The sequence below is a fragment of the Macrococcus epidermidis genome (assembly GCF_003259695.1).
Lineage (GTDB): Bacteria > Bacillota > Bacilli > Staphylococcales > Staphylococcaceae > Macrococcoides > Macrococcoides epidermidis.
Genome location: NZ_PZJH01000004.1, coordinates 181,843 through 204,215, shown reverse-complemented (window position 1 = coordinate 204,215; position 22,373 = coordinate 181,843). Strand labels below are relative to the sequence as shown.

Here is a 22,373-nt window from a genome sequence, read left to right as displayed (position 1 = left end):
CAACAAAAATTAGGCTACTTATCTCCGATAGAATATCGAAAACAAGCAGCCTAATTGAGATGCTTTTTTGTTATGTCTCAAATTAAGGGTTCAGCACCAATTATGTTGTTAGTCCTTTTTATTTAGAATCCTCTGCCGGCGCCACCGCCACCAAAGTCTCCACCGCCAAATCCACCGCCGCCGAAGCCTCCGCCACCGAATCCTCCTGAAGAGAATCCGCCGCCGAAACCTCCACCGGTTGGGAAGAAGATGACTGGTCCTGATGAACGTCTACGTCCACCACCACCGCCTCCTCGGCCACCTCCCATAAAGATAGAGATGACAAGGTATAATAAGAATAATCCAATCAATATTTCGAATACACTAATGCCATCTGAACTATTATCGACCATCGGTGTATCTCGCGTATATTTTTCACCATCGAATCCATAACTTTTACTGACTTCATCAAATATTGCATTGTAAAGTTTTCCAAGCCCCTGAGCATACAGCGCCTTACTCTCAGCACTTTCACCTTTAGGATCAGCTGCAAGCGCCTTTTGTACATCAGGCATTGCATACTTATCAATCATAGCTCCGACTTTCGCATCATTTAAGACGCCTTCCAAACCATAACCAACTTGTACTTCAATACCTCTATTTCTAAATTCATTACCGTTATCTAAGTTAAACAAAATCACTATCCCGTTGTTTTTCTCTTTATCTCCGACGCCGTATTCACGCCCAACGCGAAGTGCATAATCTCCTCTTACTTCTTGCCCTATCGACGGCATCGTCATGATTAAGATTTCAGCGGTAGTACCTTTTTGTAACGTTTCACCACGCTGATTGAGAAAATCTTTTTCATTTTGTTTGAATATGCCGAGATGGTCCTGAACAAAAATAGGTTGTTCAAGCTTTGGCAATGGCTCAGCTGCATTCGCCGGTAAAGTAATCGTGAAGATTAAAAAGAGCGCGATAAAAATCGCGAACTTTTTCTTTAACATTATTTACTTTCTCCATCAGCGTTAAAATCGATACTTGGTGCTTTATTTGCAGCTTCATCGGCTTTAAAGAATTCTTTCTTTTCAAATCCAAGCATACCAGCATATAATGCTGTAGGGAAACTTCTTACCGCTTTGTTATACGTTGTAACGATATCATTGTAATCATTACGCGCTACAGCGATACGGTTTTCAGTACCAGCTAATTCATCACGTAAACCTGTAAACTGCGTATCTGCTTTTAGTTCAGGATAATTTTCCTGAATCGCAATTAAACGACTTAATGCTGAGTTTAACTCGGCATTGGCATTCGCTTTATCTTCCATTGAACCATTTTCTTTTGCACCAGCTAATTTAGCACGTGCATCAGAAACATCTTTAAATACTTTTTCTTCGTGTTTTGCATAACCTTTTACAGTTTCAACTAAGTTTGGAATTAAGTCCAGACGTCTTTGTAACTGTGTATCAACCTTTGCTTCCGCATTTTGCACATCAGCATCGAGTCCGACAAGTTTATTGTATGGACCAATTAACATACTACCAACAATTAATAATAAAACAACTAATCCAATAATAGGTATTAATAATTTTTTCATATCATTTCTCCTTTTAATTAAGTATTTATTTTTACCCTCTAAATTGCCTTCTAAACGCTTTCAGTAAAGAAATATTAAAGAGATGGAGCACATGCTCCATCTCTAAATATTAAATCATTTATTTATATGTAATCATAAAGTACTTTTTCTTACCACGGCGAATTATTGTAAATTCATCTTCAATTTTATCTGCTGAAGTAATTTCATGACTTGTATCTGTAACTTTTTCACCGTTCAATGAAATCGCACCGTTCGTAATATCTTCACGTGACTGACGTTTACTTGGCGCAATACCCGCTTCAATTAATACGTCAACCAGATTCGTATTTTCTACAGCTTTCTGCGGTACATCTTTAAAGCTCGTACGTAACTGATCTGCTGTTAAGGCTTTTAAATCACCTTTAAATAAAGCCTGAGTGATATTGATCGCTTCTTCTAAAGCTGCTTCGTCATGTACATATTTCGTAACTTCTTCAGCCAATTTTTTCTGAGCTAAACGTAAATGTGGTTCTGTCTCAACTGACTTTTCTAACGCATCAATTTCTTCTTTACTTAAGAATGTAAAGTATTTTAAGAATTTAATTACATCGCTATCCGGGGTGTTAATCCAGAACTGGTAGAACTCGTACGGGCTAGTCTTCGTACGATCTAACCAGACAGCGCCACCTTCAGATTTACCGAATTTCTTGCCGTCTGACTTCACAACTAATGGTACTGTCATACCAAATGCTTCCACTTCACCGTACATACGACGCATTAACTCTAAACCGCTCGTAATGTTCCCCCACTGGTCACTACCACCGATTTGAAGTTTAACATTGTGTGCTTTGTTTAAATGACCGAAGTCAATCGCCTGTAATATTGTATAAGTGAACTCCGTAAATGAAATACCTGTCTCTAAACGTGATGCAATACTATCCTTGCTTAATAAGTAATTTACACCAACATGTTTCCCGTAGTCACGTAAGAATGTTAATAGATCAATTTGACCTAACCAGTCTTTATTATCAACACGCATCGCACCTGTATCGCCACCGAAATCAAATAATTGTTCCATTTGCGCAGAAATTCCATCTACGTTGCGTTGAACTTGATCTAATGTCTGTAACGTACGTTCATCTGTACGACCTGATGGATCCCCGATCATTCCTGTAGCGCCACCGATTAATACAACAGGACGATGACCGTGTTGCTGGAATCGTTTTAATGTCATGAAGGGTAACAAGTGACCAATATGCAAGCTGTCTGCTGTTGGATCAGTTCCACAATATACACTGACACGCTCCTTATTCAATAATGCTTCAATCTCTTCAGGATGTGTTTCTTGATAGATTAAACCTCTCCATCTTAAATCTTCTAATAATGCATTTGCCATCTTTGTTCCTCCTCTAAATTTTATTGTTTAAATTGTTGATATAGATAAGACTTTAAAATCAATAAATGATTAATAATAAAATAAAAAAACACCCCTACAAAAAAATGTAAGGGTGCTCATGCACGGTACCACCATACTTATGATAAAATCATCACTTATTAATGAAAAAGGTCATTATCCTTAAGGTCGAAAGTTTAGGTGTATTCATATGTTCATTGCTTAGTTTGCACCAACCACTAAGTCTCTTCATTCAATGTGTCATACTACTTGTCCTAAAAACCTTTATATTCAGTTCAATTTAAATTATGATACTAGTGTAAACAATAGATTCTATGACGTCAAGTCCCTGAAATTATGATATACTAAAAAAATATTCAGGAGGAAATTTGTATGCCGAAAAAACAACGTCAAATATTCAAACCTAAACAAACGAAAGATAATATAAAATCAACTTTTAAGTCTATTGAATTTACCCCTTACGTATGGTTTCACGGTATTTACGAAACACTTACACGTACTATTCTGTTCTTGTTAGTAACGGGATTACTCATCGGTACTTTACTTTTAGGACTCGGCACAGGTTATTTTTTAGCGCTTGTTAAAGATGAACCCGTAAAAAATAATACTGCGCTGAAAAAATCATTATATGAAATGACACAGAGTACTACCGTTTATTTCGGTACCGGTGAGTCACTTGGTACACTTAATGCTGATGTACAACGTGAAGTCATTAAGTATAATAAAATGAGTCCCCATGTCGTCGATGCATTAATTGCTACAGAAGACGAAAATTTCTATAAACATAATGGTATCGTACCAAAAGCTTTTATCCGTGCAACTGCACAAGAGTTTTTAAATATGGGTGTCACAAGCGGGGGTAGTACGCTAACACAACAACTCATTAAGAACCAGCTGCTGACGAATGAAACTTCATTTAAACGTAAAGCAAAAGAAATGATGCTTTCATTTAAAGTTGAGAAATCACTCTCTAAAAAAGAAATTATTGAAGCTTATTTAAATGTTGTCAGCTTTGGTCGCAATACAAATGGTCAAAATATTGCTGGAGTTCAGGCTGCAGCACAAGGTATATTCGGTGTTGACGCAAATAAATTAAATATCGCTCAAGCAGCTTATATTGCAGGAATGCCTCAAAATCCTTATACATACACACCGTTCTTACAAACAGGAAAGATTAAGAAAGATAAAGACTTAAAGTTCGGTTTTGAACGTCAACAATACGTGCTAATGCGTATGTATCAAGAGAAAAAAATTACGAAAGCGCAATATGAACAGGCTAAAAAATTTAATCTAAAAAAATCATTTACGAAAGACTTCGAAGTACCTAACGAAAAGTATCCATTCTTAACTCAGGAAGTTGAATCACGTGCAATTGATATTCTAAAATATATATTCGCTGAAAAAGATAATATTTCTCGCCAGGAATTAGATGAAACACCTGTATTAGAAGAAAAATATGTCGGTATCGCAAATCGTGCTATTCGAAATAATGGTTACATCATCGATACGACAATCCATAAGAAAATTTTTGATACGATGGATCAGATTAAAGATAACCCAAATTACTATTCTTATGCCAGAAATGCAAATGTTAATGGTAAAACAAAACCAATCAATATGGAAGTCGGCGTTCTATTAAAAGAAAATGACTCTGGTAAAATTTTGTCATTCATCGGTGGGCGTAATCATAATGATTCTCAAAATAACCATGCGACTAAAACGAAACGTTCTCCGGGTTCAACAATCAAACCATTATTAGCGTATGCACCAGCAATTGAGTATGGTGTTACTGCACCGGAAGCATCATTACTTGATAAACGATTTAATTATAATGGTTACTCGCCTGAGAACTATGCAAGAATGGAATACAACGTTGTAACAACGCGTTATGCATTAGAGAACTCACTGAACTTAAGTACATTACGTTTATACTCTGGCATTCAGGATAGAAAGCCATGGGAATTATTGCAGAAAATGAACTTTAATATACCGAAGTCAGAACAAGAGAACTTATCATTAACGCTCGGTGCAACAGATATTACGTTAGAAAACAATGTCGATGGATTTTCTACATTAGCAAATAAAGGGAATTATCAGGAAAGCTATATGATTGAGTCAATTAAAACGCGTGACGGGAAAGTCATCTATCAGCACAAAGCGCGTCCTATTCGCATTTACAGTCCTGAAACATCTTATATTATGACAGATATTCTGCGTGGCGTATTAGATACAGGTAGTGGTTATCAGTTAAAAGGAACATTTATGTACAACCAGGACTGGGCAGGAAAAACAGGTACAGCGCAAGAAGGTAAAGATAGTTTATTTATCGGTTATAATCCAAAAGTAACAATGGGCATCTGGATGGGATATGACGTCCCTACTTCATTTGATGAAGAAAATCATTACCAGTTACGATTATGGCGTGATATTATCAATCAGATTACCACTCAGGATCAGCTACAGATGGGTGTAGGCGAAAGATTTAATCAGCCTGATGGTGTTAAAACAATTGAAATGTGTCAATATACAATGTCTCAAAAAGGATCTTGCGATGATGGTGAACCTGTGAAGCAAAGCTTAGTGTGGAGTAAGACAGATACTTCACAAAAGATATTAGATGACTATAAAGTATTATCTCGTTTAGGTGAGAAACTAGATCCTGAAACAAGAAAGAAAATCTCATCCAAACAAAGTGCAGCCGATACTTTATCAAAAGCAAATCAAAATGCAAAACCAACAAATGATAAGAAGAAAGATAATCAAACTCCGCAATAAATCAAGCCTCCACGATTCATTTCGTGGAGGCTCTATTTAAAAAACTCACTAAAAATAATTTTAGTGAGTTTTTTTATATGGATTAGAATAATCCTACTGCATTGCCGTCTGCATCAACATCCATTTTTAAAGCTGCTGGTTGTTTCGGTAAACCTGGCATTGTCATGATATCACCTGTTAGTGCAACGATAAATCCTGCACCAGTTTTAGGAATTAATTCACGAATTGTAACATTAAATCCTGATGGACGTCCTAATTTCGTAGGATCATCAGAGAATGAGTATTGCGTCTTCGCCATACATACTGGATATTCATTCCATCCATTATCAGCAATTGTTTTAAGTTGCTTTCTAGCTTTCTCTGCAAAAACTACATCATCTGCACCGTAAATTTTTTGAACAATTGTACGGATTTTCTCTTCAACTGGCATAGATAAATCATATAAATGTTTGAAATCTTGTGGTGTTTCTAATACTTCAAGTACTAATTTAGCTAGCTCAACGCCACCTTTTCCACCATGTTCCCAAACTTCCGTTAATGCTAATTTTACATTTTGTTCTTTTGCCCAGTTTTGAACGAATTCACGTTCAGCATCAGTGTCAGTAACAAAGTTGTTTAAAGCAATAACCGGCTCAACACCAAATAATCTTAAATTCTCAATATGCTTTTCTAAGTTTTGGATACCTGATTTTAATGCTTCAACATTTTCATTTGAAAGTTCTGTTTTAGCAACGCCACCATGCATTTTTAATGCACGAATAGTAGCTACAACAACGATTGCATCTGGTTTAATATCTGCTTTTCGTGCTTTAATGTCCATAAATTTCTCAGCACCTAAGTCAGAACCGAATCCTGATTCAGTAACAACGATATCAGCTAATTTACGTGCAGTCTTCGTTGCGATAATTGAGTTACAACCGTGTGCGATATTTGCAAATGGTCCACCGTGGATTAAGGCTGGTGTGCCTTCAATTGTTTGCACTAAGTTTGGTTTTAATGCATCCTTAAGGATTAAAGTTAACGCGCCTTCTACACCTAAATCTTTAACTGTAACTGGTTTACGATCATACGTATAACCAATTGTCATCTTACCTAAGTTTTCTTTTAAGTCAGTGATGTTATTTGATAAACAGAATACTGCCATGATTTCAGAAGCAACAGTAATATCGAAACCATCTTCACGTGGTACACCTTTGAAAGGTCCACCAAGACCAACAACGACTTGACGTAATGTACGATCGTTCATATCAATAACACGTTTCCACTCAACACGACGTGGATCAATGTTTAATTGGTTACCTTGATAAATATGGTTGTCGATGAATGCAGCTAACGCATTATTTGCAGTCGTGATGGCATGTAAGTCGCCATTGAAATGTAAGTTGATTTCTTCCATCGGTAATACTTGTGCACGACCACCACCTGTAGCGCCACCTTTCATACCGAATACAGGTCCTAAACTTGGTTCACGTAAAGCAACCATAACACTTTTACCTAACTCTTTAAATGCATCTGAGATACCAACAGTTACTGTTGATTTACCTTCTCCAGCTGGTGTTGGGCTCATCGCAGTAACAAGGACAATCTTACCTTCTTTGTTTGTTGTCACTTTAGAAGTATCAATCTTTGCTTTAAAGTGGCCATAAGGCTCAACTGCATCAGCAGGGATTCCCGCTTCTTCTGCAATTTCCAAAATAGGTCGAACTGTCGCTTGGTTAGCGATTTCTAAATCTGATAAATATTTAGTCATTTTCACATTCTCCTAATCTTAAAAGTGTCTTTACTATTCCATAATAAGATAACGCTTTCAAGATGTCGACTAATTTCATATAAATTTTAAGTAAAATTTACATTTAATCTTCCATCGTTGATAAATCACCAGTTGGTAAGTCTAGTTCCCATGCTTTAAGTACACGTCGCATAATTTTACCTGAACGTGTCTTTGGTAATTTATCTTTAAATTCTATTTCTCGCGGTGCTGCATGTGCTGCAAGACCTTCTTTTACAAACACTCTGATTTCTTCTTTTAGCTCATCACTTTCTTTATAACCATCACGTAAAGCAATAAATGCTTTAATGATTTCACCGCGAACTGGATCCGGCTTACCGATGACCCCTGCTTCCTGAACGGCAGGATGCTCAACAAGCTTTGATTCAACTTCAAAAGGTCCAACACGTTCTCCTGCAGTCATAATTACATCATCGACACGACCCTGGAACCAGAAATATCCATCTTCATCCATATAAGCACTATCACCTGAAATATACCAATCACCCGGTAAGAAGTAAGATTGATACTTTGGTTCATTATTCCAGATGGTCTTCATCATCGATGGCCAACCAGCTTTCATCGCTAAATTCCCCATTCTGTTTGGTGGTAACTCATTACCTAAATCATCTACGATAGCTGCCTGAACACCTGGCAATGGTTTACCCATAGAACCTGATTTAATATCCATATCTGGTATATTCACAATCATATGTGCACCCGTTTCAGTCATCCACCAAGTATCGTGAATGCGAAGTTTAAATACTTTATCTCCCCATTTTACAACTTCAGGGTTTAATGGTTCACCAACTGATAATATATGTCTTAAATGTGATAAATCATACTTTTCAACAAGTTCATCTCCTGCTCCCATTAACATACGGAAAGCTGTTGGTGCTGAATACCAGACAGTCACTTTAAACTGTTCCAGAATACCATACCATCCTTCAGGTGAGAATCTTCCCCCAGCGATGACATTTGTTGCACGGTTTAACCATGGTGCGAATATACCGTAACTTGTTCCAGTTACCCACCCAGGATCTGCTGTACACCAATATACATCATCTTCTTTTAAGTCTAATACGTAAAGTCCTGAAATATAATGCTGAATCATTGCATTCTGTACATGTAATACACCTTTAGGTTGTCCAGTTGAGCCAGACGTGTAATGCAGAATCAATCCATCGTCACGTGTTAACCATTCTACATCAAACTCCGTTGATACAGCTTTAAAATGATGATTAAAATCTATGTATTTATCTTCGACATTATCATCGATTACGACGATATGTTGTAAATGCGGTAATTCACTTTGTGGAATGCGTCCAAGTAAGCTATTTGTCGTGATGATGACACTTGCTTCACTATTTTCCAGACGATCTTTTACTGCTTTCTCCATAAACGCTTCAAATAAAGGACCAACGATAGCTCCAATCTTAAGCGTGCCGAGTAATGCAAAATAAAGTTCAGGTGAACGTGGCATAAAGATAAAGACGCGATCCCCTTTTTTCACGCCTGCTTCTTTCACCAATACATTCGCAGCTTTATTAGAATTCTCCATCATTTGTTTAAATGTATAGCTTTCATTTCTGCTCGCATCTTTATAAAGTAATGCAACTTTATCTCCATATCCATCTTCGACATGTTTATCGATACATTCATATGCCATATTTACTTTTCCTGTTTCAGACCATGAGAAATGCTTCTCAATCTCTTTCCAGTCAAAGTTCTCATACGTTTTATCATAATCCTTTAAATTATGATTACCTGCTGTTGCCTTAAAAATTTCTGTCTTCACAATAAATCCCCCTTGTAAACGTTTTCAATATTTCCATTTTTATTATATAATAAAATTAACTGATAATTCAAAAAATATGCAAATTTTTATGTATTTAATAATATATTTCATTAACACTACAAGGAGGATGCATGAAACATATAAAAACCTATCACAAATCGACGTATACATTTAATGACCGCGAATTAATAATAGAAGGCCCTGTTGATGGTCATACGCTTCAAAAATATACCTTTGATAAAGGACTCGTAGCTTTTCGACGACCGGATGAACAATTTGAAGCAATCATAGAAATTGCTGATCTCGAAGAAGGACGTATCATTATTTGTCGCGATGGTATTAACATCATTGGGTATACTACCTACTTATATCCAGATCCGTTGGAACGGTGGTCCAATGGTAACCTTGAATTTATTTTAGAACTTGGTGCAATTGAAATTAGTAAAGATTATCGTGCATTAGGATTAGGGAGTGAAATGCTGAGAGTTGCTATGATGGATGATGCCATGGAAGATTTTATCGTTATTACGACAGAATATTACTGGCACTGGGATTTAAAGAATAGTGGTCTTGATGTGTTTCAATACAAAGAGATTATGCAGAAAATGATGGGCAGCTGTGGTATGAAAGTATTTTCAACCAATGACCCGGAAATTACGAGTCATCCTGCCAATTCACTCATGGCACGAATCGGCAAACGTATTAATAATGAACAGATTCAGGCGTTTGATAATTTAAGGTTTCTAAACAGATTTTTCTTATAGGAGGATGCTATGTTAGTTGAACGAATAATGACAAGTCCTTGTATTACATTCAATGTAGAGGGCACAATAGAAGAAATCATCACTTTAATGCATGAAAAAAATATCCATCATGTCCCAATTGTTGATGATGACAATAGACTGCTCGGCATTATTAGCGACCGAGATATTAAACAGGCATTGCCGTCAAACTTACAAGACCGTCTTGTTCTGGATTTAAATGTACCGATAACAAAGATTATGGCGAAAAACGTTATTACATGTCATCCACTCGATTTCGTAGAAGAAATTGCGCTAGACTTTTACAATGAGAATATCGGTAGTATTCCTGTCGTGAAACGAGGTAAAGTTGTTGGTATCGTCACTGCTAAAGACATGTTGAATACTTTTATCGAACTGACAGGCGTCGTAACACCAGGAACAACAATTCAAATTCAAATACCGGATATTCCGGGCAATCTTCACGAAGTGACTGAAGTGTTCCATAGATTTAAGACCGGAATAGAAAGTGTCCTCGTATTTCGTGATAAAAAAAATCCAGGCAAAAAAATCGTAAGCGTACGTATGATGTCAATGCATCCTCAAACAATCATTGCTGAACTCGAGGCCAAAGGATTTCAGGTATACAATCCAATGGAAAACAGCCTATGACGTTATTTGTATATGATGATGCACTGCTCGCATACCGTTTCAGTAACGATCACCCTTTCAATCAAATGCGATTACTGTTAACGAAAACATTGCTAGAAGCTTTACAGTTACTGCCTGAAGATAAAATCATTACACCTCGTATTGCTACAGACGAGGAGTTATTACTTGGGCATCAACCAGAGTATATTCAAGCTGTTAAAGATGCAGGAGAGAATACTTTAATCACATCAGAATGTGAGAAGTTTGGTCTGAATTCAAATGATACGCCAAACTTTGAAGGCATGCATGATAAATGTGCGACACTCGTAGGAGCAACGTTAACAGCTGTAGATGCTGTCATGACCGGACAGACTAAAACAGCTTGCAACTTTGGTGGTGGATTACATCATGGATTCCGAGGTCGTGCTTCCGGATTTTGTATCTATAATGATTCCACTGTTGCGATTGAATATATGAGACAAAAGTATAATAAACGCGTGCTTTATATCGATACAGATGCCCATCATGGAGACGGCGTTCAGTTTTCATTTTATAATGATAACGATGTCTTCACATATTCAATCCATGAAACAGGAAGATATTTATTTCCGGGTACAGGAACAATCCATGAAAAGGGAGACGGTAACGGTTATTTATATAGTATGAACTTACCTGTAGATGCCTATACTGAAGATGACTCTTTTCTTCATGTATTCCGAGAAAGTCTGATTAAAGCATGTGAATTCTTTAAACCTGATATTATACTGAGTCAAAATGGTGCAGATGCTCATTACCTTGACCCATTGACACATTTATCTGTCACACATCGAACATACCAGACAATTCCTCAAATCGTTAATCAGTGTGCTACAAAGTATACAGACGGTAAGTGGATTGCAATCGGTGGCGGTGGATATAATATCTTTCAGGTCGCACCTCTTGCCTGGGCACAAGTTTATAATGCGATGTTAGGCAATCCTCCTTTAACAGGAGAGATTCCGAAGTCCTGGATTGATAAATGGCAGCCGAAATCAAAGATAAAGATGCCACATACATGGAATGAGGATCTGAAAAATTACGAGGCAATCCCTAGAAGGTTGGATATCGAAGAAAAAAATCAACAGACACTTCAGAGAATTTTAATGCATTATTAAATTAACAAAATAAATATCATATTATTCATAAAAAAATAAGCGATTAAACTGATTCAGTTTAATCGCTTATTTTTATTTCGTAGTACCTCTATAGACGATACTGTATGGTAATGTTACCTTTGATTCTTCAATTTGTTCATCATTCATATATTTAGTAAGTAATCGCATACCGACAGCACCGATATCATAAAGTGGTTGCATCACACTTGATAATTTTGGACGAACCATCTTAACAAGACGTGTGTTATTGAAACTAATCACCTGTAATTCATTTGGTATATCTTTCCCATCATCTTGAGCTGCATGAACAATGCCGATTGCCTGTTCATCACTGATACACATAATCACTTCAGGGTTTTGTGATTTAATTGCTTCGTATGCTTTCTCGCCATCTAAATATTGTTCTTGTCCGATGTAAATAGATGATTCATCAAGTTCAATATTATTAGCTGAAAGTACTGACTTCATACCTTCTAATATATCAATTTGCGCTTTTTCAGAGTAACCTCCACCAACGAAAGCAAACTTTTTCACCCCATCTTGAACGAACTTCTCGGTAATTTCCTTACTTGCATTAACGTAATCTATATTTACTGCTGGTAAACTTGCATCCAGGTCATGTGTACCTGATACCACGACTGGAACAGAAGACGTCTTAATAATATTTGTCGTTTCTTTAGATAAAGTACCGCCTAAGAAAATAATACCATCAACTTGTTTAGATAATAAATTGTTGAAGATTTCCTGTTCTTTTTGTGCATCGTTATCTGAGTTTGAAATGATTGTCTGATATTTATACATCGTTGCAATATCTTCTAATCCACGTGCTAATTCAGAATAATAAACATTTGAAATATCAGGAATGATAACACCAACTGTCGTTGTTTTTTTACTTGCTAGACCACGTGCAACTGCATTCGGTCTATAGTTTAATCTTTTAATTACTTCATTAACTCTATCTCTTGTCGCTGGTTTCACGTTTGGATTGCCGTTCACCACACGAGAGACAGTTGCCATCGAAACTTTTGCTTCGCGAGCAACATCATATATTGTAACTGTCATTTTATCCTCCTGTAACCGTTTTATTTATTATTCTAACACGTTTTCATAACTTTTTCATTTTTCAAGTTAGCAAATTCACAAATTGTTAATAATTTCGTGCTGCCTTTGTAATTTCCTGATAGAAAGTTTCAAATTCGTTAAGGTCCATCTGTTGACCTGCATCACTCAATGCAACAGACGGATCAGGATGTACTTCTGCCATCACACCATCTGCTCCAACTGCTAAAGCTGCACGTGCAACTGGTAACATAATATCTTTACGACCCGTTGAATGCGTCACATCTACCAATACAGGCAGATGCGTACCTTGTTTAAGAATTGGTACTGCAGATATATCTAATGTATTACGTGTCGCTTTCTCATAGGTTCTAATACCTCGTTCACAAAGTATGATCTTATTATTACCATTGGCATAAATATACTCGGCAGCATAGATAAATTCCTCAATTGTGGCACTTAATCCTCGTTTTAAAAGAATTGGTTTATTTGTTTTTCCCGCTTCTTTTAATAATTCGAAATTCTGCATATTACGTGCACCGATCTGAAATACATCCACATATGGATCAGCAAGATCAAAATGGTTTGGATTAACAATTTCACTTACAACATTTAAGTCATAGCGTTTTTTCATTTCACCTAATATCTTTAGACCTTCAACACCTAGTCCCTGGAAGTCATAAGGAGAAGTTCTTGGTTTAAATGCACCGCCTCTAATAAATTGCTCACCTTTTTGATGTAAATTTTTCGCAACTGCATCCACCTGTTCAATAGATTCTACTGAACATGGACCAAATACAAATGACTTTTTACCGTCACCAATAATCGCTCCATTATCAAAAGAAACAATCGTATCTTCTGGTTTTAATTTACGTGATACTAAAAGATGCTTTTCACTATTTGATTTTTGTAATTCTGTCGATGCTTTAAAGATTTCTTTAAACAACTGCTTGATCACATTATCATCAAATGGTCCATCGTTTTTATCAAGTAACATGTTAATCATTTCTTTTTCACGTTCAGGGTCATAAATTGCAGTGCCTTGTTTACGCTTTTCATCACCTATTTGTTTAGCGATTTCACCGCGTTCGCTCAGTAACTTTAAGATTTCAATATTAATTGCTTCTATTCTGTCTCGTAAATGATTCAATTCATTCATCGCTATAACCTCTTTTATATAAATTAAAAAAATAGTAGACCGTCAGCCTACTATTTTATCATAATCCGAAAAAATTTGTATATTATTTGTTTCTTGCTTTATTATCAGCATCTTTAGCTGTTTTTATTGTTTGTTCACGTTCTGTTAAAGCTTCATCTTTAATCGGTGTATCTAATGATTTATCTACAATTGCAATCGGTTGTGCTAATGTATCGTCGTTTACTTCAGATTTAATCGCTTGTTTTTGACGCTCTAATTCATTAAACGTCACATGATTATCTTTATCACTATTATTTAATTTTTGTACTGCTTTCTCTTTTAATGCTGCTGTTTTTTCTGTTAAATTTGCAGCAAATGCATTAGATTTTTCTTTGAAACCTTGTGCATTTTCAATTTGTTTATTGTAATGATCCACTGATTTCGCTTTTAAACTTTCTGACTTTTGACTTAAATCCTGTTGTAAATCTTTACCTGCTTTCGGTGCAACAAGTAAACCGATAAATGAGCCAACAACTAATCCCGCAGTTAAACCGATTGAAAAGTCACGTGCTGTTGTATCTTTTTGAACTTTATATTCTTTTACTGTATGTGTATGTAAGTCTCTATTATAAGTATTTGTCATTTTTAAACGCCTCCGTTAATGTATTAATGATTGTTATTGATTACTTAATCTTTATTTTATTCAAAAAATAAAGGAATGTACAATATGTACATTCCCAATTAATGATTATTTTAAACCAGCATTGATTTTATCTTGGTCTAAATGATCACCTTTAGTATGTGTTTCATTAAAATTGTTTTGGTTAACATGGTTCTCGTAATTCGGAGTTGTTGTTTCAGCAAAGTTAACTGAATTACGACGTTGTTTTCTCATTTGCCATTTGTCAGCAACTTCCATCGCTACGTTTGACCATTGAACAACTTGAGAAATTTTGTCTTCGTTTTGTGAGATATTATGAGTGATTGATGAAGTCACATTATCCACTGAACTGTTTAAGTTTTGAACCGTTGAACCGATACCACTTACTGCATCAACAACTGTGTTTAATTTTTGAGCTTTAACCTGAACATCTTCAGCTAAGCGATTTGTTTTGTGTAATAAATCAGTTGATTCACGTGTAATACCTTGAATTTGTCCTTCAACACCGTCAAGTGTTTTAGCAACATGGTCTAAATTCTTCTTAACTGACATTAAAGTCAACCCTAAGAAGATACATAATACTAAAAATGCAATTGCAGCGATTAATCCTGCGATTGGTAAAATCCATTCCATAAAAACGCCTCCTATTATTTATAACTCTTGTTATTTAGTCAAATACCCTGCTGAATAAAGCTTAAACATACTTTGTGTAACGTTATATAAGATTTTCATAAGATTTCTGAACTTTTTGTATATCGCCAGCACCCATAAATATAATAACGCTGTTTTCATGTGTGTTCAATTGAGCAACTGACGTCTCACTGATAAGTTCAGCATTGGGAATTAACGTCTGTAAATCCTTGATTGTAAGTTCTCCAGATGATTCTCTTGCAGAACCGAATATATCACATAAATAAGTTTTGTCGGCCACTTTTAAACTATCTGCAAATTCCTGCAGAAATGCACTCGTTCTTGAGAAAGTATGCGGTTGGAAAACTGCTACAATTTCTTTATTCGGATATTTTTTTGATGCAGATTCTAATGTTGCTTTAATTTCAGTTGGATGATGTGCATAGTCATCAATTAAGATTTGTGTACCAAATTTCTTTTCACTAAAACGACGTTTCACACCACCAAAAGTAGCTAATGCATCCTTAATTGCAGCCATATCTAAGTCTTCAAGATAACAAATTGTAATTACGGCTAAAGCATTGAGTACTTGATGATTACCAAACATCGGCGTTTTGAAATGATCAATAAACTTACCGTCAATATAGACATCAAATGTCGTTCCATTATCTACAGATTCAACATTTTTAGCAGTGACTTTGTTATGTTCACCTAATCCATAATAGTAGATTGGTACATCTGCTTTTAATCCTTTAAGATTTTCATCATCTCCACATGCTACAATCGCCTTCTTCACTTTATATGACATTTCCTGGAATGCACTGAACACGTCTTCTAAAGATTTAAAGTAATCGGGATGATCGAAATCTACGTTCGTAATAATCGCATAGTCAGGTGAATAACTTAAGAAGTGACGACGATATTCACAAGCTTCAAAGGCAAAGTATTCACTGCCTGGCATACCCATACCTGTACCATCACCAATTAAGAATGATGTTTTTTATCTCCATTCATCACATGAGATAAAAGACCTGTTGTACTCGTTTTACCATGAGCGCCAGTTACTGCTACAGAAATGTAACGACTCATAAAGTCTCCTAAAAACTTATGATAGCGAATCACTTCTAAACCTAACACTTTTGCACGGACAATCTCTTCATGATCGTCGGGAAATGCATTCCCAGCAATAACAGTCATACCTTCTTTAATATTATCTGCATTGAATGGAAGGATTGTAATCCCTTTATCACGCAAACCTATCTCCGTAAAAAATTCCTTTTCGATATCTGAACCTTGAACCTGTTCACCCATATCGAATAAGATATGTGCTAATGCACTCATTCCTGAACCTTTAATACCAACGAAATGATATAAAGTCATGTGCTCATCTCCTAATATTCTGCTTGTTTTTCCGTTATTAATACTGCTCTTGGTTTAGAGCCGTTCTGGCCACTAACGTAACCCATTTCTTCCAGCTGATCGATAATGCGTGCAGCACGATTATAACCAATCTGGAATCTACGTTGAATTTGAGATGTTGAAATATGACCTTCATCAATCATAAAATCACAAATTTCATTAAATAATTCATCTTTAGGTGTTTCCGAAACTTTCTTCAGCAATTCTTTTTCCTGAAATAAATAATTCGGTTCACCTTGTGTCTTGACATATTGAACAACTGCATCTATTTCTTCATCAGAAACAAAGTTACCTTGAATTCGAATTGGTTTATTCATTCCATTACCAAGATACAACATATCGCCATTTCCTAAAAGCTTTTCAGCTCCGCCACTATCAATGATTGTTCTTGAGTCGACTGCTGAAGAAACCATAAAGGCAATTCGCGTAGGAACATTTGCTTTAATCAGTCCTGTTATTACATTTACTGAAGGGCGTTGTGTTGCTAGAATCATATGGATACCGGCAGCACGTGCTTTTTGTGCAATACGTGCGATAGCATGCTCTACATCTTGCGGAGACATCATCATTAAATCCGCTAACTCATCGATAACGATGACAATCTTCGGTAAACGCTCTACGTAACTTACCTTCTGATTATAAGCAGTAATATTACGAACATGAATATCTGCAAATATTTTGTAACGACGTTCCATCTCTTCAACGACCCATTTTAAACTTTCTGTTGCTGCTTTCACATCTGTTATAACAGGCGCAATTAAATGCGGTAAATCATTATACGGCGCAAGTTCTACCATCTTCGGATCGATTAATAGTAATTTAAGCTCATTCGGATTATTTCTATATAATAACGAAACTAATATCGAATTGATACAAACTGATTTACCAGAACCTGTAGCTCCAGCGATTAGACCGTGAGGCATCTTAGCAAGATCCATAATCATCGGCTCGTTATTAATACGAGCACCAAGTGCTACTGTAAGTTTACTCTCTGCAAATTTCATCTTCTTACTGAATAAAACTTCGCTTAAATTTACATTACGCGTTTCAACGTTAGGTACTTCTACACCTACAAGTGAAGTGCCTGGAATCGGTGCTTCAATACGAATATCTTTAGCGGCAAGTGCCATCTTAATATCATCCTGTAAATTTGTAATGCGAGAAACTTTCACACCTTTTTCAACAGACAGTTCAAAACGTGTAACGGATGGACCGACGACAACATTTTCAACCTTTGCCGGAACATTAAAGTGATAGAAAGCATCATCCAGCTGTGCTTTATGTTCTTCTACCCACGTTTCATCGCGTTCTACCTTATCTTCAGGATTTAATAGAGAAACTGGTGGTAACAAATATTTTGGACCGATACGCTTCGTCGGTTCTTTTTTCACTGGATACCCATTGTTGCTCACAATCTGATTAGATTGAGGTTGTGATGCAGTTACAGTAGTTGATATATTTTCTTCTTCTACTGTTTCAATATCTTTATCTACTTCTTCTGTTTCTTTTACTTCTTCGACTGCGTTATGATCTTGCTGAACGATATTTTCCTCTACCGTACCCTGCTGTTCAAATGACTGCTGAATATCATCTGCAATCGTAACATCTTCAGCAACGTCCGTCTGTTCAACAGCATTCAAATGATCTTTTACTTCGTTTTGCTGAATATTCTGTGACAGCTGATTTTCAGCTTGTCGTTTTTTATCCAGTAAACGGCGTTTATCACTTGGTGTCATGACGACATTGAATGGTGATACTTTCTTTTTAGGTTGTTGTGCTGATGAGATAACGGCTTGCGGCTGATGATCACGAATATTTGCTTTAATCTCATTATTTTCAACTTGAACGTAATGTCCTGAAGAAAGATGTTGATTGATATTACCTGTAACAACGCTTTGTTCTGCTTCATTTGTTTCATCTAATTGATCACTATCATCAATTGTTAACTCAGGTAGAGTCACTTCTTCTGTATTTTCAGGCGTAAGAACAGGTTCAAATGATGCGTGCGCTTTTGTAGTATCCAACTTATCAATAACGTCTTTTTCTTCAGTAGCATCTAATTCATCGAATACTTCGGTATCTTCCTCAGTTTCAATTAACGGAATAACGGGTTCTAAAGAATTTTCATCAACTGCTTCATACTCACTATCTCCAGAAACTACTACATCGACCTCTGACATTTGTTTGAAATCCGGTTCAAGTATCGGTTCTAATGATTTTGAATGTGCTGTATAAACATCTGTAGTTTCACTAATTACTTCTTCAGATTCTTCTTCTTTATATTCTATATCTTCATCAATCATCTCATAAGCATCATCATCGATTTCAATCCGTTGCTCTTCTAACGGTTCGAACGTCACATTCTCATCTAAGAATTCATCTTCTGTTGATGTTTGTTCCAATGTTTCAACGTCACGCTCTAAAAGTGTTACTTCTTCCACTTCAGCAATTTCTTCTTTACCATCATCAGCAGTTTCGTCTTCATAACTTTGTTCTTCTGCTGCTTCAATAATTGTTAAACGCTCAGCATTAGCAGGATTAAATGGTGTCTTTGTAGAATACGTATATCTTTCACCTTCAGAGATAGTGATGGCTTCTGTTTCATCAATACTTTCTTCTATTTCATGTTCTTCTATTTCACTGACATCTTCTTCACTGTCTTCAGTCAAATCAATATGATTGATAACGGGTTCGTGTACGACAACATCTTCTTCAATAATCGTTACACGTTCGTCAAATTCAGTTGTTTCCGGTTCAGCGTGAACATATTCAACATCACTTTTTTCTTCTCGCATCATCGAAGATATTTCTAACTCCTGAAGTTTCTTAAGTTCACGTTCTTGTTCAAACGCTTTTTTACGCTGCAATTTTTTTTCGCGTTCACGTCTAATTTCAGCAACAATTTGAGAAGCATAGACATTCTCAATATTGACTGTATTATCTTCTTTACGATGTGTCGGGGTTGCAGGTCTCGCTTCTACTGTTTTCTTACCTTGTAGCGGCTGAATTGGTTGCTTTAAAGATGCCGGATCTTTTCTTGGCTTCGTACCATAGATAGCTGAAGGTACAACAGATGCTTTAAATTTAGGCTGATGTACACTATATTGTTTCTCACTGAATGTCTGTGTATTGTTAGCTTTATGAATGCTATTACGTTTATCCTTCGGTTGATATGAAGTATACTTTGGTGTATCGTTTAATCTTGTCTTAGGCTGATAACGATCAATAGCTTCATTATTACTTAATGATTCAGTGCGTCTTGTATGAAATGATTGCTGTTCGCTATTTCTATCTCTTCTTCTTTCACGTCTTGGAACGTAATCAGAGGAAAATGATGCTCTAATTTCTTCTGTGTTTACACTTTCATTTTGAGCAATATATGTTTCACGACGAGGTTGAACCGGTTCAATATATTCATGATTATCATCTGTAATCTGTGCATCATTAACATTATCTAGTGTACGATGATGTTCTGCTGTTTTAATATTTTCTACATTTAGTGGGAATCTGAATTTTCCTCGTGGTCTGCGATAGACATCGTCTTCATGTGTTTGATCTTGCGTATGTTCTGTTTTCTCTGATGATTCTCCAAATAGTTTATCAAACCAACTCATGTTATCACCCTATTCTGCTTTAAAGAAGTCTTCGCCAATCTCACGCGAATCATCTAGTACTAAAATACCTTTTTTCTCTTCAGAATCTGTTAATCCTAATTCACGTTCCGAACAAATCATACCTTTTGAAGGTACACCACGTAGCTCAGCATCTTTAATCTGCATCCCGCTCGGCATGACAGCACCAACTTTTGCGACTACAACTTTCTGACCTTGTGCGATATTTTTTGCGCCACAGACAATCTGTAATTTTTCAGTCCCGACATCAACCGTTGTGACATTTAATTTATCAGCATCAGGGTGTTTCTCACATATTTCAACAAAACCTACTACGAATTTAGGTGATAAATCTACTTCTAATGGTGCTTCTAATCCTTTTTGTAATAATAGGTCATTAATTTTAGACATTAAATTTTCATCTAATTTTACTTGTCCATTTGTATCTAATCCTAATGTTTCAACACCGCTAACGTTATATCCTACGACTTTGTCATCTTTTTTTATCGTGATGATATCACCGTTTGTTTCATATTCAAATGGTCCATCAACTGGTTCTAATGTAATAAATAAATAATCTCCAACGACTTTGTTATAAAAAATATTCATATGTTTGCTCCTTAAAAGTTTGTATTATTATTCTTTATCTATTATATGCTTTATTCAATCGTTTTTCTTAAAAAATCAATTAAAAATAACAGAAATATTACACTCAATATAATTTAATGATATCATCATTTTTTGTCTTTATGTTGTGTTTGTTGCGCTTGTTCTGCCATAAACTTCTGACGGTTACTTTCAATACGCTTGATTGCTTCCTGATCACGCTTTGCATTATTCTTTCCTAATATAAATACCGGTGTTAACACATCATCTTTATACTGGAAAGATAAAGATGTAATCGGTACGAGTCCATTCGCAAAGAAAGTCATCATCATTTGTGCAAGTATGTCATACCCCGTTTCATTTTGAATATCAGCGATTATCAAAACATCTGCATGAGGTGTAGCAACTAACATTTCTCCAGTAATGTGTGCTTCAAAATCTTTTAACAGCTGCTTGTTTAATATGCGACTTGCATCATAACCATCATTAGCATTGAAGAAATAATATGTATTGCCTGCGACAACATCTGTTTTATACGTCGTCTTTAACCCTTTTACATTAAATAAAGCTTGTTCTTTAATGTGTGTTTCATCAATACCTAATTCACTTTGAATCTCTGCATCAATTAAACGATATGACTTGCCTAAATCTATCGCGTAATAAATATTTGTTTCTGCCGTATGTTCTGTAATTAAAAACGGCACATCATTTTGTGCTTTAGGAAAACTCGTCGAACGAATAACAGGCATGATCTTCGCACCTTCCGGCAAAGTCGTATTGCCCATCGCCTGAATGGTTTCGTTGATATAATATAATACTTCTTCAATAATGCTTTCTTTCTTCTCTTTATATTTAGCTGCAACAGGTGCAAGCTTTATCGTTAAACCTTTATTATTATCAAGACGCTCTACGCGCAGTGTTTCTTCTTTACGGTCAAACTTTGTTGAAACGATTGAAGTATCTAATGATTCAGTCAATCGATCTCTTATTTCAAAAACATTCACATTCTCACTCCTCACATAACTTTCATTGTACAATAAAACCACTACCGTTTAAAGCAACGCGTAGTGGTTAACATATTTTATAAACTTTGTATAAATTCGTTCACTTGTTCTTTTGTTTTTCTATCTTTCGATACAAAACGTCCGATTACTTCAGAATCTTTAAATGCGATAAAGCTCGGAATACCCATCACTTCATATTCTACTGCTAAATCAATAAATTCATCTCTGTCGATAGAAATAAACTGGTATTCTGGATTTTCTGCTTCGATTTCAGGCATCAACGGATCAATAAAGTGACAATCCGGACACCACGTTGCAGTAAACATTGCTATCGTTGGTTGTATAATCGCTTCTCTAAATGCCTCAATATGCTCTATCTTTTTCATT

At 35.9% G+C, this 22,373-nt stretch carries 17 protein-coding genes and 1 pseudogene; 4 read left to right on the top strand and 14 right to left on the bottom strand.

All coding sequences use genetic code 11. The features are described from left to right. Positions 1–122: 122 nt before the first annotated feature. The 3 genes from BHU61_RS13690 to tyrS all read right to left on the bottom strand — a co-directional run bounded on the left by BHU61_RS13690 (position 123) and on the right by tyrS (position 2,954). Positions 123–986: a TPM domain-containing protein gene (locus tag BHU61_RS13690; RefSeq protein WP_111716566.1), complete on the bottom strand. Its 864-nt coding sequence runs from the start codon at positions 984–986 to the stop codon at positions 123–125. Next, positions 986–1,579 (bottom strand): LemA family protein, encoded by a 594-nt coding sequence (locus BHU61_RS09985; RefSeq protein ID WP_111716564.1) that lies wholly within the window; start codon positions 1,577–1,579, stop codon positions 986–988. Before BHU61_RS09985 ends, BHU61_RS13690 begins: the two co-directional genes overlap by 1 nt. A gap of 118 nt (positions 1,580–1,697) precedes the next feature. Then, positions 1,698–2,954, bottom strand: a complete 1,257-nt coding sequence (tyrS, locus tag BHU61_RS09980; RefSeq protein WP_111716563.1) for a tyrosine--tRNA ligase — start codon at positions 2,952–2,954, stop codon at positions 1,698–1,700. A gap of 390 nt (positions 2,955–3,344) precedes the next feature. On the opposite strand from tyrS, the gene BHU61_RS09975 reads away from it, so the two are divergent. Continuing rightward, a complete protein-coding gene (locus BHU61_RS09975; protein ID WP_111716561.1) occupies positions 3,345–5,747 on the top strand; it encodes a transglycosylase domain-containing protein in 2,403 nt (800 codons plus the stop codon). Positions 5,748–5,829: 82 nt separating this feature from the next. Here the strand turns inward: BHU61_RS09975 and BHU61_RS09965 are convergent, their stop codons facing one another. Continuing rightward, a complete protein-coding gene (locus tag BHU61_RS09965; protein ID WP_111716559.1) occupies positions 5,830–7,497 on the bottom strand; it encodes a formate--tetrahydrofolate ligase in 1,668 nt (555 codons plus the stop codon). A 103-nt stretch (positions 7,498–7,600) separates the two neighbouring features. Next, positions 7,601–9,313, bottom strand: coding sequence for an acetate--CoA ligase (gene acsA / locus BHU61_RS09960; protein ID WP_111716558.1), 1,713 nt, complete (start codon positions 9,311–9,313; stop codon positions 7,601–7,603). A gap of 131 nt (positions 9,314–9,444) precedes the next feature. On the opposite strand from acsA, the gene BHU61_RS09955 reads away from it, so the two are divergent. The 3 genes from BHU61_RS09955 to BHU61_RS09945 are packed head-to-tail and all read left to right on the top strand — an operon-like array spanning position 9,445 to position 11,858. Next, the gene (locus BHU61_RS09955) at positions 9,445–10,077 is read left to right on the top strand and encodes a GNAT family N-acetyltransferase (protein ID WP_111716556.1); all 633 of its coding nucleotides are present in this window, start codon (positions 9,445–9,447) and stop codon (positions 10,075–10,077) included. Between the two features lie 9 nt (positions 10,078–10,086). Beyond that, positions 10,087–10,725, top strand: a complete 639-nt coding sequence (locus BHU61_RS09950; RefSeq protein ID WP_111716555.1) for a CBS and ACT domain-containing protein — start codon at positions 10,087–10,089, stop codon at positions 10,723–10,725. Continuing rightward, the gene (locus BHU61_RS09945) at positions 10,722–11,858 is read left to right on the top strand and encodes an acetoin utilization protein AcuC (protein ID WP_111716553.1); all 1,137 of its coding nucleotides are present in this window, start codon (positions 10,722–10,724) and stop codon (positions 11,856–11,858) included. The genes BHU61_RS09950 and BHU61_RS09945 overlap by 4 nt, the downstream gene beginning before the upstream one ends. A gap of 72 nt (positions 11,859–11,930) precedes the next feature. On the opposite strand, the gene ccpA is transcribed toward BHU61_RS09945, so the two are convergent. The 9 genes and pseudogenes from ccpA to BHU61_RS09900 all read right to left on the bottom strand — a co-directional run bounded on the left by ccpA (position 11,931) and on the right by BHU61_RS09900 (position 22,372). Beyond that, entirely contained in the window at positions 11,931–12,920 is a 990-nt protein-coding gene (gene ccpA / locus BHU61_RS09940) for a catabolite control protein A (RefSeq protein WP_111716551.1), read from the bottom strand. A gap of 85 nt (positions 12,921–13,005) precedes the next feature. After that, positions 13,006–14,076: a bifunctional 3-deoxy-7-phosphoheptulonate synthase/chorismate mutase gene (locus BHU61_RS09935; protein WP_111716549.1), complete on the bottom strand. Its 1,071-nt coding sequence runs from the start codon at positions 14,074–14,076 to the stop codon at positions 13,006–13,008. Between the two features lie 82 nt (positions 14,077–14,158). Next, a complete protein-coding gene (locus BHU61_RS09930; RefSeq protein WP_111716548.1) occupies positions 14,159–14,698 on the bottom strand; it encodes a YtxH domain-containing protein in 540 nt (179 codons plus the stop codon). A 105-nt stretch (positions 14,699–14,803) separates the two neighbouring features. Continuing rightward, a complete protein-coding gene (locus BHU61_RS09925) occupies positions 14,804–15,349 on the bottom strand; it encodes a DUF948 domain-containing protein (RefSeq protein ID WP_099579831.1) in 546 nt (181 codons plus the stop codon). 82 nt (positions 15,350–15,431) lie between these two features. Beyond that, positions 15,432–16,726: pseudogene (gene murC, locus BHU61_RS09920) on the bottom strand (UDP-N-acetylmuramate--L-alanine ligase). Between the two features lie 11 nt (positions 16,727–16,737). Then, positions 16,738–20,379 carry a DNA translocase FtsK gene (locus tag BHU61_RS09915; RefSeq protein WP_242444247.1) on the bottom strand — a complete coding sequence of 1,214 codons (3,642 nt, stop codon included), beginning with the start codon at positions 20,377–20,379 and terminating at the stop codon, positions 16,738–16,740. A gap of 9 nt (positions 20,380–20,388) precedes the next feature. Continuing rightward, entirely contained in the window at positions 20,389–20,985 is a 597-nt protein-coding gene (gene ytpR, locus BHU61_RS09910; RefSeq protein WP_111716546.1) for a YtpR family tRNA-binding protein, read from the bottom strand. Positions 20,986–21,110: 125 nt separating this feature from the next. Continuing rightward, the gene (locus BHU61_RS09905; RefSeq protein WP_111716545.1) at positions 21,111–21,986 is read right to left on the bottom strand and encodes a DUF1444 family protein; all 876 of its coding nucleotides are present in this window, start codon (positions 21,984–21,986) and stop codon (positions 21,111–21,113) included. A 77-nt stretch (positions 21,987–22,063) separates the two neighbouring features. Next, on the bottom strand, positions 22,064–22,372 hold the full coding sequence (locus BHU61_RS09900) for a thioredoxin family protein (protein WP_111716543.1): 309 nt from the start codon (positions 22,370–22,372) through the stop codon (positions 22,064–22,066). Between the last annotated feature and the right edge of the window lies 1 nt (position 22,373).

Excerpts from the sequence above, each read along its gene's own strand:
- BHU61_RS13690 (WP_111716566.1), bottom strand. The coding sequence starts at position 986 with ATGTTAAAGAAAAAGTTCGCGATTTTTATCGCGCTCTTTTTAATCTTC.
- BHU61_RS09985 (WP_111716564.1), bottom strand. The coding sequence starts at position 1,579 with ATGAAAAAATTATTAATACCTATTATTGGATTAGTTGTTTTATTATTA.
- tyrS (WP_111716563.1), bottom strand. The coding sequence starts at position 2,954 with ATGGCAAATGCATTATTAGAAGATTTAAGATGGAGAGGTTTAATCTAT.
- BHU61_RS09975 (WP_111716561.1), top strand. The coding sequence starts at position 3,345 with ATGCCGAAAAAACAACGTCAAATATTCAAACCTAAACAAACGAAAGAT.
- BHU61_RS09965 (WP_111716559.1), bottom strand. The coding sequence starts at position 7,497 with ATGACTAAATATTTATCAGATTTAGAAATCGCTAACCAAGCGACAGTT.
- BHU61_RS09955 (WP_111716556.1), top strand. The coding sequence starts at position 9,445 with ATGAAACATATAAAAACCTATCACAAATCGACGTATACATTTAATGAC.
- BHU61_RS09950 (WP_111716555.1), top strand. The coding sequence starts at position 10,087 with ATGTTAGTTGAACGAATAATGACAAGTCCTTGTATTACATTCAATGTA.
- BHU61_RS09945 (WP_111716553.1), top strand. The coding sequence starts at position 10,722 with ATGACGTTATTTGTATATGATGATGCACTGCTCGCATACCGTTTCAGT.
- ccpA (WP_111716551.1), bottom strand. The coding sequence starts at position 12,920 with ATGACAGTTACAATATATGATGTTGCTCGCGAAGCAAAAGTTTCGATG.
- BHU61_RS09935 (WP_111716549.1), bottom strand. The coding sequence starts at position 14,076 with ATGAATGAATTGAATCATTTACGAGACAGAATAGAAGCAATTAATATT.
- BHU61_RS09930 (WP_111716548.1), bottom strand. The coding sequence starts at position 14,698 with ATGACAAATACTTATAATAGAGACTTACATACACATACAGTAAAAGAA.
- BHU61_RS09925 (WP_099579831.1), bottom strand. The coding sequence starts at position 15,349 with ATGGAATGGATTTTACCAATCGCAGGATTAATCGCTGCAATTGCATTT.
- BHU61_RS09915 (WP_242444247.1), bottom strand. The coding sequence starts at position 20,379 with ATGAGTTGGTTTGATAAACTATTTGGAGAATCATCAGAGAAAACAGAA.
- ytpR (WP_111716546.1), bottom strand. The coding sequence starts at position 20,985 with ATGAATATTTTTTATAACAAAGTCGTTGGAGATTATTTATTTATTACA.
- BHU61_RS09900 (WP_111716543.1), bottom strand. The coding sequence starts at position 22,372 with ATGAAAAAGATAGAGCATATTGAGGCATTTAGAGAAGCGATTATACAA.